General features: G+C 43.2%; 14 protein-coding genes. 2 read left to right on the forward strand and 12 right to left on the reverse strand.

The window, feature by feature from the left end; translation table 11 throughout:
• Positions 1 to 16 precede the first annotated feature (16 nt).
• The 5 genes from CA600_RS26330 to CA600_RS26350 form a co-directional block, all read right to left on the reverse strand.
• Positions 17 to 523, reverse strand: coding sequence for a PTS sugar transporter subunit IIA (locus CA600_RS26330; RefSeq protein ID WP_042187759.1), 507 nt, complete (start codon positions 521 to 523; stop codon positions 17 to 19).
• 22 nt (positions 524 to 545) lie between these two features.
• Positions 546 to 1,412, reverse strand: coding sequence for a PRD domain-containing protein (locus CA600_RS26335; protein WP_373455906.1), 867 nt, complete (start codon positions 1,410 to 1,412; stop codon positions 546 to 548).
• 219 nt (positions 1,413 to 1,631) lie between these two features.
• Positions 1,632 to 2,018 carry a DivIVA domain-containing protein gene (locus CA600_RS26340; RefSeq protein WP_094874127.1) on the reverse strand — a complete coding sequence of 129 codons (387 nt, stop codon included), beginning with the start codon at positions 2,016 to 2,018 and terminating at the stop codon, positions 1,632 to 1,634.
• A gap of 93 nt (positions 2,019 to 2,111) precedes the next feature.
• On the reverse strand, positions 2,112 to 2,471 hold the full coding sequence (locus tag CA600_RS26345) for a helix-turn-helix transcriptional regulator (RefSeq protein ID WP_042127258.1): 360 nt from the start codon (positions 2,469 to 2,471) through the stop codon (positions 2,112 to 2,114).
• A 448-nt stretch (positions 2,472 to 2,919) separates the two neighbouring features.
• Positions 2,920 to 3,489: a GNAT family N-acetyltransferase gene (locus CA600_RS26350; RefSeq protein WP_094874117.1), complete on the reverse strand. Its 570-nt coding sequence runs from the start codon at positions 3,487 to 3,489 to the stop codon at positions 2,920 to 2,922.
• A gap of 121 nt (positions 3,490 to 3,610) precedes the next feature.
• Here CA600_RS26350 and CA600_RS26355 point away from each other — a divergent pair, with 121 nt between their 5' ends.
• Positions 3,611 to 4,501: a GNAT family N-acetyltransferase gene (locus tag CA600_RS26355; RefSeq protein ID WP_094874118.1), complete on the forward strand. Its 891-nt coding sequence runs from the start codon at positions 3,611 to 3,613 to the stop codon at positions 4,499 to 4,501.
• A 113-nt stretch (positions 4,502 to 4,614) separates the two neighbouring features.
• Here the strand turns inward: CA600_RS26355 and CA600_RS26360 are convergent, their stop codons facing one another.
• The 6 genes from CA600_RS26360 to hrpB form a co-directional block, all read right to left on the reverse strand.
• Positions 4,615 to 5,559, reverse strand: a complete 945-nt coding sequence (locus CA600_RS26360; RefSeq protein ID WP_094874119.1) for a GNAT family N-acetyltransferase — start codon at positions 5,557 to 5,559, stop codon at positions 4,615 to 4,617.
• A 308-nt stretch (positions 5,560 to 5,867) separates the two neighbouring features.
• A complete protein-coding gene (locus CA600_RS26365; RefSeq protein ID WP_094874120.1) occupies positions 5,868 to 6,062 on the reverse strand; it encodes a hypothetical protein in 195 nt (64 codons plus the stop codon).
• A 24-nt stretch (positions 6,063 to 6,086) separates the two neighbouring features.
• Positions 6,087 to 6,215 (reverse strand): hypothetical protein, encoded by a 129-nt coding sequence (locus tag CA600_RS31945; RefSeq protein WP_256716254.1) that lies wholly within the window; start codon positions 6,213 to 6,215, stop codon positions 6,087 to 6,089.
• 26 nt (positions 6,216 to 6,241) lie between these two features.
• Positions 6,242 to 7,108, reverse strand: coding sequence for an NAD-dependent epimerase/dehydratase family protein (locus CA600_RS26370; protein ID WP_094874121.1), 867 nt, complete (start codon positions 7,106 to 7,108; stop codon positions 6,242 to 6,244).
• Positions 7,109 to 7,342: 234 nt separating this feature from the next.
• Positions 7,343 to 7,927: a general stress protein gene (locus CA600_RS26375; RefSeq protein WP_094874122.1), complete on the reverse strand. Its 585-nt coding sequence runs from the start codon at positions 7,925 to 7,927 to the stop codon at positions 7,343 to 7,345.
• Between the two features lie 96 nt (positions 7,928 to 8,023).
• Complete coding sequence (gene hrpB, locus CA600_RS26380) at positions 8,024 to 10,516, reverse strand: ATP-dependent helicase HrpB (RefSeq protein ID WP_094874123.1); 2,493 nt, start codon at positions 10,514 to 10,516, stop codon at positions 8,024 to 8,026.
• 157 nt (positions 10,517 to 10,673) lie between these two features.
• Between hrpB and CA600_RS26385 the strand changes: the two genes are divergently transcribed.
• The gene (locus CA600_RS26385; protein WP_094874124.1) at positions 10,674 to 11,099 is read left to right on the forward strand and encodes a GNAT family N-acetyltransferase; all 426 of its coding nucleotides are present in this window, start codon (positions 10,674 to 10,676) and stop codon (positions 11,097 to 11,099) included.
• 118 nt (positions 11,100 to 11,217) lie between these two features.
• On the opposite strand, the gene CA600_RS26390 is transcribed toward CA600_RS26385, so the two are convergent.
• Complete coding sequence (locus CA600_RS26390) at positions 11,218 to 11,616, reverse strand: DnaJ family domain-containing protein (RefSeq protein ID WP_094874128.1); 399 nt, start codon at positions 11,614 to 11,616, stop codon at positions 11,218 to 11,220.
• Positions 11,617 to 12,243: the final 627 nt, after the last annotated feature.

Here is a 12,243-nt window from a genome sequence, read left to right on the forward strand (position 1 = left end):
ATGCTCTATCAGCCTATTACTTTGAAGCCACTGTAAGAATCAGATCCTGTCCTGCTGTAACCTGACCATAATGTCCGTTCACTTGAGGTGGTGTTTCCTCCGTACTAGTCACGATTACAGGCGAAATTGTGTCACAGCCTGCTGCGCGAATAACATCCAGATCAAATTCGATTAAGGTTTGACCTGCCTTCACTTGATCTCCAGAGGCAATATGACTGACAAATCCGTTGCCCTTAAGACTGACAGTATCGATTCCGATATGTAACAGCAATTGCACACCGGAGGAATGTTCCAGAATAACTGCATGACTCGATTTCACGATATGAGCAACCGTGCCATCAAAAGGAGCTTTTAGTATTCCTTCGGAAGGTCTGATTGCAACTCCGCTACCCATATGACCACCAGCAAAGGTTTCATCCGGAACCTCAGTTAATGAAACTGCCTCTCCGCTGATAGGTGCCATGATTTCGATTGTATGTCCAGTATGTTTCTCTTCTTTTTTTGATTTCCATTTGGAAAACATATGCTCCACTCCTCTAAAGATGTTAGTTTTGCTTCACTAAAGTCTGAAATAATCGGTGTAAGTGCATTGCCAGGAAACACAGCTCTTCTTCCGGGATATCTACACCAAGAGATTTTTGCATCACTTTACCGAGCTTTTGAGATAACTTGTATTCTTCTTTGTATTCCTTCTTAATATGTTTCACAAAAGGATTATCTATTAGTGATCCTTTTAAAATACGTTCCAGTGAAAACCGTAAATGGATCATTAATCGAATATGATTCATACTGCCATGCTCAAAAGTTATATTCCGTTCTTGCTGTATCATATCCAGAAGTTCACTTACAATATTAGATGCTTTTACTAACTGACCCACCGATACATTGTTAACTGCGGAGTACACATGATAAGTTAGAAATCCAACCTCATCTTCGGGAATTTGCACCTGAAATTCAGCGTTGATCTTCTCTGATGCCTTGTAAGCGATATCAAATTCCTTCGGAAAAGACATCTTAGTTTCTTGTAAAAAAGGATTAATAATATCCATCCCGTTGCGCAGACGGTAAATGGTGAATTGAATGTGGCTCGGGAGTGCCAAATAAATCTTGTCGTTTAATTTGTCAGGAAATTGACTTTGGATATCAGCAATTATTTCATCAGTTATACTCATCACTTTGGGATCTATGTCTTCCAGCAATATTTGATACTGACTCCAGGATTCGCGGTCTTCTAGACGAAACAATTTCTCAATACGAGGATCGTTTCCTTCAATTACACCTGAACCTTTCACAGCAAAACCAATGCCTTTACCGATGATGACATATTCCTTGCCGTTCTTGCTTCCCTGAACCATTACAACGTTGTTCCCAATCACACGCTGTACTTGAAATTGCTCGATCTCCCGCGACAAGCTCATCACTCCTTTCCCATATTATCGTCAATTAGGAACAAAAAAAGCCAAGAAATGTCTCATCGAGATGAAGACAATCCTTGGCTCATGCCCTTAACGGTAACACGCCACTAAAATATAAATGATCATTTATGAACATATCATAAATCATGAACTGCTAACTCGTCAATGGTAAATTTATAAATGTCAAGCGCAGCTCCTGAACTCAAAATTCTTGACTTATAAATAGCTTTCGATTTGGGGAAGCTTATCTTTAAGCTGACGAACATTGGTTTCCAGTTTTAGAATGACCTCTTCTAAGTCCTTTGGGTCGATGCCTCGAAGTACTGGGACCTGAATAACCTCTGTGGCTTTGGTTTCTGATTTTAATTCGCGCATCTCTATTTGCTGCTCCTGCCATTTATCCATCAGATCAGCAATTGTGGCATAAAAACGTTCGTAATCCTTGATTACGCTATCTAAAAATGTATCCACTTCCTCCGCATCGTAACCACGAAGCTTCATACTGAATTCTTTTTCATGTATGGTTAGAGCATCTAGTGTGATGCCAAGTTGGCTGAATAGCTTACGTTGTTTGTCCAATCGACGTTTCATATGTTCATCCATCATTTGTTACCTCCAAGTATATACTGCAATTATCCGGCAGTAACCATTATAACAGGGTGAGAGCATCCTGAAAATATAACTATAGTTCCAGTTCTAGAAGTTATCCGCAACCGCCTTGTTCAAAATACCTAGACAGCGGTCAAGATCCGTCTTCACCTGCTTCTTATATAGCTTCGCTTTCTCTTCACCATCAGAAGTAAAATGATATAAGACAATTTCTTGAAAATCCACCTTCGGGTCATTCCCTTTTAGCTGTTTAGTACGATATAAAATCCCTTGCTGTACCAGCTCATGCAGCGCGCGATAAATTTCGCTCTGTGGGGGGGAATAGCCATGTGCCTTGAAATCTCGACGTAAATCCTCAAGCATTTGGTATCCATACCCGCGATGTTGTTCTACCATTGTTATAAGATACACCTTGATAAAAGCCCGTTGAGCAATCATAAACGCCATATAAGCCCTCCTCATGTTGTGTTTTTTTGGTTAATCTTACCTTCTATAACTCTAGTATAAGCACTATTTTCCAACTTTCACAACCTGAAATGTGGTAGTGGGTCCACTTTTTCCGATTTGTATAGAAATTTAATAGGGATAGATGATGAATTTTATGAAAGTAACTAGATAGAGATGTTTTTTGTGATTTTCTATTGTGAATTTTTCATATGATGAAAGTACAGAATTATTTGGTTGTACATGGTTGTATACCTTAATTTATCTAAATTTTCTTGGGTTTGATCCGTTTTGCTCGTACGTAACTGCCATCGGACCCAGCTGATCCTAAACGCTGTTTTACACCCCTTTTAGATTGCTAACGGAATCCACTGACGCTATTGACATAAAAAGCAACAAAAATACAGCTATTCTTAAGGAATAGCTGCAACTGAGTCCGAAACTACGCTCTCTAATTCATCGCGTTTTTCTCCATAAATTCTTCCTTCGTCAATCCAAACAATATCAAATCATAATATCGTCCGTTCGTGTAAATAACTTTCCGCCGCACACCCTCTTGCACGCAGCCGACTTTCTTTAACATCCCTATTGAACCTTCGTTGCCTTCAAGCGCACATTCATTAAATTTATTTAGTCGTCGCTCAAAAAAAGCATACTTTAAGAGAATGGTTATAGCTCTCGTTCCATACCCTTTCCCTCGATGATCTTTATCCACCTGCACGCCAATGCTGAACGTACCATTTTTCTCGTCAATGCTATTCAGATTTACGCCTCCAACATTTTCACCATGCAAATCTTCGATCGTAAACATTAGTCTATCTGATGAGAACTCAGCGTAAGTCTCCGCAAAATTTTTAGCTTCGGCAATGGTGGGTGGTAGTTCTACAGCACACTGTAAGAGTCGCCGCGCTGGAGTATCGAAACGATTCGTATAATAGCCTTCCCAATCCCCTTCTTGAATTGACCGTAATCTGATTTTCTCGTCTTTCCAGTAATAATTACTATAATCTATCTCTCTCATTTTCTAGCCTCCAAATCATTTCGGGATTGTTTTTTTATAATAAACATTACTTTAGAACGGTGTAGTAAGATATAACCATTAAACGTGACTACGAAAAACACTTTGGAAAAGAGGCTTACTTATGAGCGATTACCAATTGGTCAGTGATTATAAGCATATCAAAAAATATAAAGAAAGCTTTAATATATTAGCTAAATCTATCTTCGGGATTGATTTTTCGCCATGGTATGAACAAGGAGGCTGGAATGACAAGTATATCTGTTATTCCTATATCGATGGGGACCAAGTGATCGCAAATGCATCCATAAACAAAATGACGATTATATTAAATCAAAAAGAGTATAATGCCATCCAAATTGGCACTGTAATGACACATCCTGATTATCGCATGCAAGGATTATCCAGGAAATTAATAGATCATATTATCGCGAAGTACGAACAGGAATATGACTTCATCTACTTATTTGCAAACGACAGCGCTTTGGATTTTTATCCCAAATTCGGATTTGAACGCATGCAAGAAAGCAGTTTTTCGATTAACGCTTCCAATCTTAGAAATCAAACGTCTAAAACCTTCTCTGTGCGTCCCTTATCTATGAATAGCTCCGTTGATCTCATCATGATAAAAAAATTCGCTGAAGGAAAAGTACCGGTATCCACTATACTCAGCGTTGTAAACAATGAACATCAGCTGCTGTTTTATTTCATCCTTCCTTTTCATGATTCCTTTTATTATATTGAAGAAGCTGACGTTGTAGTGATCTTTAAACATGAGGGTCATCAGCTTCATATTTTTGATATAATTAGTACAACAAGTCTGGATATCGAAGCGATATTGAATAGCATTATTTTTCCTGAAACTGAAATTATCCATTTTTATTTCACCCCAGATTATGCACTAGAGCATATGGAAACAGAATTAATCCCCCAGAGTGAGGATACGTTATTTGTTCGTCCACTTTTAAAAGAACTACCTAAACATTTCATGTTTCCCATAACCTCACATGCCTAGATAGGATGAAGAAGGCTGCCATCCGGTAGCCCTTTTTTAAAATTTTAGAAAGTATATATTCCCCGCTATACTCGCTTAAACGCTTACCGCCCTTATATGGATACCGAAAACGTTTATGCTTGATCGTTCACGGGAATATACATGCTCTGTATCTCTTGTACTCCTTGAACAAATCCTAGATTTGTATAGACAGACTCCGCATCATTACCTTCCATGACATATAATCTAAGGAATGGATACTTATCTTTAAGGAGACTTAGTCCTCTTTTCAACATCAGTGTCGCTATCCCTTTGCCTCTATAACCGGGCATTACACCAATACTATAAACTGCTGCATAATCTCCTTGTAAGCCCAAGAGACAATTCGCAATTAACTGTCCTGATTTCCTATCATACACAAGCGTTGACGCGGTAAGTAATGCTTCATTCGTATAATTCGGTTCTTCACTTGGAATAAAATCTTCAAAGGAGAATTGCTTTCTTCTAGTCGCTTCGAGGCTTCCGGCAAAGCTAGCGTAGCTACATTCGGCGATCTGATCTTCAAGAATAAACCGTCTAGTACCTTTTCCATCATCTTCGATCTGTGGACTTTCAATTCTAAATTCTTCGTTCCATTCCACCTCGAAATGATCTGTAGGACGCTGCATCCAGCGACATCTGAACTCATCAGGCCAAAATCCTGCCCGCGCAAATAAATGAACTTGATCCGGTAGAACCTCGAAGGTTTTTATAGGCTCCGTTCGGTCAGACCAATATATCAAAAGCTTTTTTAGCAGTTTAAGCACCACAAATGTATCGTTAAAAGGTGGAATAACAAACAAATGATAAATCCGATTAGGTGACATCCTTACTCCACCTATTTTCGCCTCCCCTTTATAGATCCAAAAAGCATTCTTTTGGGCAGAATTGAACCCATCTTCTCTAAAAAATCCAATATACTGAATATTGTAATAAATGGAGCAATACACTCCCCACTCTTCCGATTCAGCCTTACGAATTGAATAATGATTACTTAGCTCATACGATATTTCATCCTCAGACCATCCCATTAATTGCATGTACAATTCCTCCTCGCTGCTACTTCACCTTCTATCATCTATAGTATCACTTCTTAAAGTAAATGATTGGTAATAAACACTTATATATTAATCTTTACAGTTTTCTAGAGAGCACAAACGCAAACTAACTCAGCAAGCTCAAGGTTCCTTTCTAAACCTGACTATCCTTACTTTGAATTTCATAAGACACGGCAAGTAGTAACAAAATGCCGACTCGATTCGTTCGTCTAGCCTCACTTAACCGTTTGTCGAGTCATGCATGCTGACGTCCAATATGAAAAAAAGACCGCCTATTGGCAGTCTTCTCCTTAATAAATTCTAGAGCATAGCCAAATGGCGGTTCCCACAGCGATAATACCTGCTAACGTTACAAATAGGACATACCCTCTCTTTGTTGTAGTAACCGTGTGATTATCATAAAATTCGGGTTTTCGTACGATTCCAAACCATAGATCCGCGATTAAATTCACGACCACTAGAGAGAAATTTTTTATTACCCCCACGTCATCACTCCTTTTCAACATTAGCTAACCAAGTTTATTATTAATTTCACTTAGTGACTCATTCATTTCGTCCATTTTCTTGATCATCGCATATTGATTGCTAATCATCATGATTAAACCAATAAAGAACAAAATCACAAGAAGTAAACTCATACTGCACTTCCTTTCAGTAGCTGAATTCATTCACTCTGGACATTCAAGCTCCGAGCAAATCCTGACCTCCATGACCGGTACAGTGGACTCCATTCGTAATCCATTCGGGCTTTCGTATTGGAGGCTCCCCGTTCCCATCCTTCTCTGCCTTCTTGAACATTAGGAGCAGGAGCATCTATGGTATCTGAATAAGCTGATAACCAATCCAATCCTTTAGCAGGCTCGTCGTCTACGATGTTCACAGGGCCTGAAGGCCAGTTCAGAGCAAGCACCGCTGCGTTAGCTGCATCCTCCACATGTAGGAATGATACAACTGCATCTGTCGCTGTCACTCGTCCTTGACGAATTTCCTCTGCCATATAGCCATTAGTGTCATACCATGTTCCTTGGCCGTACAACATTCCATACCGCAAGATCACATGATTTGGGATCTCGGCAACTGCTTTCTCTAGTGAGTATATACCTTCAATCGTTCTTCTCCGAGGCTCTAAAGCCTTAAGATCTAATGGAGTTTCCTCCGTAGCTGGCTCCTCTCCAGCTTCATAAGCCCATGAAATACTTTGTGCAATAATTTGTTCCACGCCAGCTGCAAGGGATGCATCCACAATATTTCGTGTTCCTTCTATTCTTATCCTGGAATTATCTGAGAAATTCCGCTGACTTAGTGAAGTTAGCTGATGAATAACCACTTCTGGCTGTGCTTTGTGAATGGACGTAAATATGGCCTCTCGATCGAAAACATCCGCGATTACCGCCTGTGCTCCACATTTCTCAATAAATGCTCTATTTTCTTCCTTATGGGTCATTCCGACAACCTCATGCCCCGCTTCAAATAACTTAGGTAGCAATAGCCGTCCTATCACGCCCGCTGCACCGGCTACAAATATCTTCATTTAAGCCCTCCTTCAGAACAGCCTCTAAAGTATAAACACTGCTATGTACATCAGAAATGACTGCCATGGTATCAGCATTGTGCATTTTTCAGTTATTTCTCAAATATCCAAATATAATTTGGATTATTATCCATATCATACCACATGTATAACAAAGACTGCACCTCACAGCTTATCGCTAGGAGGTGCAGTCTTTAATGGATTGTTCATAGTAAAAGTAGACCGATTAACATTTTAGATTTTATCGCGGTTATAAACTTCAGCCGTTCGGTCTGCTCTGTTAGCCATTGAATTACCTAGACGAGTATCTTCGTTATAGACGCCTTCGTAACGCTGAGCATTTAGTGAGCGATTGTCTCGGAACACATCATGCGCTTGATACCCTCGTCCATTATCCTCAACAAGCACAAGGATCTTGCCACTTTCTACGTATCCTTCGTATTCTTTTGCCTCATCCTCAGGAATGCCAAGACCGATCAGGCCGCCAACTAAGCCACCTGCACCTGCACCGACGGCTGCACCTGTTAATGTTGCCACAATAGGTCCCGCTGCCAGAATAGGACCAATGCCCGGAATGGCGAGCGCTCCGATACCTGCTAGAAGTCCGGTAACACCACCTAATACGCCGCCCGTAGCAGCACCTGTTGCCACTCCTTCGGGAGCTTTTGTACCTGTATCATCCGAAATATGTCTTAGCTCATCGCGATCACGTGTGATTACTGATATTTCATCATTACTGAACCCTTGATTGTGAAGTCCTTCAATGGCTCTGGTTGCTTCTTGTTCTGTATCAAAGATACCTACGATTTTTTTAGTCACTTGAAGCCCTCCTTAGTAATTGTCTTCGCTAGTTAATTACCCTGTAAGCTGAAGTCAAAACATCTAATTTAAAATTCAAGTGCACGAATAACCATATTATTTCTTGGGACGTGTTCGATGGGTCGGAATAGCTTGCAAAGGGTCGTCTGGCCAATAATGCTTAGGATACCGTCCTTTTAGATCCTTTTTAACCTCAAAATAAGTGCCACGCCAAAAGCTTGCAAGGTCAGAAGTCACCTGCATCGGTCTTCTTGCCGGTGACAAAAGATGAAGCAAAACAGGTACCTTCCCCCCTCCAATTCTAGGGGTGTCTAACTGTCCAAACATCTCTTGCAAACGCACAGCCAGTACGGGAGCAGCTGGATTAGCATAGTCCACCGGCACACGCGAACCACTAGGAACTGTTATATGTGTCGGTGCTTCCTGTTCAAGAAACTGTCGCTGATTCCAGTCCAGCAGCCCCTCAAGCGCCCGGGATAACGGGATTCGCTGAAGATCGCGCAAGTTCCGCATACCCTGAATATAAGGTAATAGCCATTCATTCAGCGTCTCAATTAATGATTCATCTGAGACATCCGGCCAATCTGAACGTAAGGCATGCATAAACATTAACCGCTCACGAAGCTGCAGGGTTCCCTTTTCCCACGGTAAGATATCAATCCCATCCTCTGCGATTACACTTAGCAGTACTTTCGCTGTTTCTTCTGCGGAGGGTCTTTCATGTGACGTTTCTTTTAAGACAAGAGCGCCAAGCATCGTTTGGCGGCGTTTTTTCACGCTTCCACTTTCTTTATCCCAATACACGTCAGAATCCTCTATGATGTGATCTGCATGATATTTAAGCAGTTGTCCTTCTTCTAGCTCAGCTGCCAGCAAGATTGCGCCTTGTGTGGCTCGATCGTCAACAGATGCAGCCACAATATAAGCGGATCGGGCCAGAGGTTGCCCTTCCCGCATGGCCACGCCACGACCGGCGGATAGCAGAAACGCGCCATCACCGCGTTTCTGCCCGATACGGTCGGGATAGGCGAACGACAGAAGCAGCCCGCAGGGGCTGATGTCGTTCACGGTCCCGACCGGCGCTGCTTGCAGCTGCGCCAGGAAATTGCGGCTCTCGCGCACCACCGCGCGCAGAGCCGCAGGGTCCGCTCCGCCCGTATCGGCGGAGCGCTCGAACCGGAGCAGCGCCTCTACGCGGAGCGTGAGGTCGCAATCTTGTGCCGCGGGACCCTTGAACAGGTCCCGCTCTTGCAGCAGCGCCGCCAGCCGGCAGGCGAGCGGTGCTGCGCCAAGCTCTGCCGCGCGCAGCAGCATATGCGCGGCTCGCGGATGCGCGCCAAGCGCGGCCATGCTGCGGCCGTGCGGCGTGATGGCGCCGCCGGCATCCAGCGCGCCGAGCTGGCGCAGTAACGCGGTGCCCTGCGCATAGGGCGCAGCGGGCGGCGCGTCAAGCCAAGCTAGCGCGGCAGGATCGCGCACGCCCCACAGCGCCAGCTCCAAAGCGAGCTGCGCAAGATCCGTCTCCATAATCTCCGGCACATTGTCATCCGGAAGGCGATTATGTTCCTCCTGACTCCACAGCCTGTAGCATACGCCCGGAGCTGTCCGCCCGGCCCGTCCACGCCGCTGATCGGCAGAGGCTTTCGATACCGGAACCGTTGTAAGACTTGGCATTCCCGTACGCGGAGAGAAAATCTGCGTGCGACGCAGCCCTGTATCAATTACCGTTCGCACACCTTCAATCGTCAAGCTTGTCTCTGCAATGGAGGTCGCTAGCACGACTTTACGTTCACCTTCTTTAGACGGAGCCACTGCAGCATCCTGCATAACCTGTGGTAATTGTCCATACAAAGGGCGAAGTACGACCCCATCCGAAAGCTTACCCTGTTCCAGCTCATTTTGGGTTCTGCGAATCTCTCGTTCACCCGGCAAGAATACAAGAATATCTCCCGGCTGTTCAGCAAGCGCACGTCTCACTACGGCTGTGGCCGATTTTTCAATTGGAAGATTCCCTGTAGTTGGGGTATAGATAGTTTCCACCGGATAGGTTCGTCCCGGACAATCAACGACTGGCGCATCGCCCAACATAACCGAGACCCGTTTACTATCCAATGTTGCTGACATAATCAGAATCCGAAGATCATCACGCAGCACTGCCTGCGCTTCCAGCGCCAGAGCTAGTCCCAGATCCGCATGTAGACTACGCTCATGGAACTCATCAAAAATAATCAGACCCACATCCCCTAGTGATGGATCACTCTGAAGCATCCTCGTTAAGACACCTTCAGTCACTACAACAATTCGTGTATGCTTGCCTACCTTAGTGTCGTTCCGCATCCGATAACCTACCGTCTGTCCAACACTTTCTCCAAGGCAGGACGCCATGTAAGTTGCAGCTGATCTTGCAGCAAGTCTTCTGGGCTCTAGCATAAGAATGCTTTTACCAGCCATCCATGGCTCGTCCAGAAATGCCGGAGGCGTTCCTGTTGTTTTGCCCGCACCGGGTTCTGCAATCAGAACAGCCGCCGGTGAGGAGCTAAGTATGTTTTTAAGGTCTGGAAGCACCTGTAAAATTGGAAGCTGTTTCATTGTATCTCTCCATCGTTTGTAATAATATGTTATGATTTCCTTTGATGTGGTCTAAACCCTATTTATCATGTGCGAAAAAACTTCAAAGATCAAGATAAACTGCACTTACCATTTCAAGTATAACTTTCTTATATTATAGAAAAGGAGGCTTTCTAAAATGCTTGTAACTACAACTACTGCCGCTATTTCAGATTTATCTATACTCAGCAAGATCGATAGCATGGTCATTGGCAGCGAAAATCGCAAACCTAAAATCGAGCAATACATTCTAAACGAGCAATGTGTTGTAGCTTCGATTAACCGTGAGCCTGTCGGTTATGCTTGTTACGATACCACTTTTTTCGAATGCTGTTTTATTCAGCTCGTAATTGTGAATCCTAATTTCAGACGTCTTGGCATTGCCGGTGCACTTATTCGTTACATTGAAGAACATTCTCCAACCCCAAAGCTGTTTACTTCCACCAATGAGTCCAATACGATCATGCAGCAAGTGTGTCTTTCTCTAGGATTTGTAAGAAGCGGAATCATTGAGAATTTAGACGATGGTGATCCAGAATGGGTATATTTCAAGCAAGCAAGATGAGAATACACTTATGAAGCGAAGTACGCAAAAAGGCAACTCTTTCGTCTAAACCGACTTAGAGATGCCTTTATATCATACTATTTATCCTCATGTCCAAACAAAAGAACCCTAATAATCGTTATTCTTCTTCCCTAATTATCTGTTCGTGTATTTGAACACTGTATTCCATAAAAGCAGAATTACTATCTAAGCCTCGTTCACGCAGAAGCTCTTGCAGACGCAGCCTTTTCAATGACAATTTTGCCCGGATTGCCTTGCCTTCACTAGTTTCAATACCTCCGCTATTGTGGCAGGCAGCGAGCAGCCCTTCGAGGGTAACGCATTCTGCACGCAATGATACTTCCTCGGGCACCAGCCCGGAATTCTTCATAATTTTGAACGACATGCGCAATTCTTCTGGCACGCCCGATAAATCCTCAAGCTCCAGTGGCTTGCCATGCCCAGGTAAATCTCGAAATTCCCCATTACGCATAGATTCTTGAATTCGCTGCTCAACCAGCCAGGACATCATCCCCATATACGCAGCCCCCTTCCCATTCACCAATGCCACACCCTATGATCCTCCTCGCCAAAGCAAAAGTATGGCAAGCAGAATTGCGTCTATTTTAGCATAAAAAACTGTAGATATACATCAAACTGCCGCAATGTATTCTTATAAAAGGCGATGCTTTTCCGCTCTATGAATCTTCCTCGTCATCGCAGATCGTACGGACTAAGGAGCCCTAATTTCGCAATTTCAGGCTATTTTGCTACACTATCGGACTCAGTTGCACCTATTCACGCAAATACACCCTATTTTTAATAGAAATTGTGGAAATAAGAGCTATGGCTATGCAGTCCGATACCGCTAAAATAAGCACTAAAAAGCTCAAATAGCTGCAATGCAGTCCGAAAAGTCTGCGCATCCTCATATTCGCCTCCGCAGATCGCTCAGGACTCAAGAGTCCCCATTCCGCAAATTCAATTTATTCTGCTACACCATCATTCTCTGCTCCCTGTCCGTAACATATTACAGACGCCTAACCAAACCGTACAATAGTTTTTTTTCATGCGAACAATTGTTATACTCGTTCTAATAAGCCTCAACTCAACAAGAAAAACGCCTGAAGTCGTCCTTGGAGGTAGAGTTACAAGCTGAGTACAT

The organism is Paenibacillus sp. VTT E-133280, from assembly GCF_002264385.1.
Lineage (GTDB): Bacteria > Bacillota > Bacilli > Paenibacillales > Paenibacillaceae > Paenibacillus_AQ > Paenibacillus_AQ nitricinens.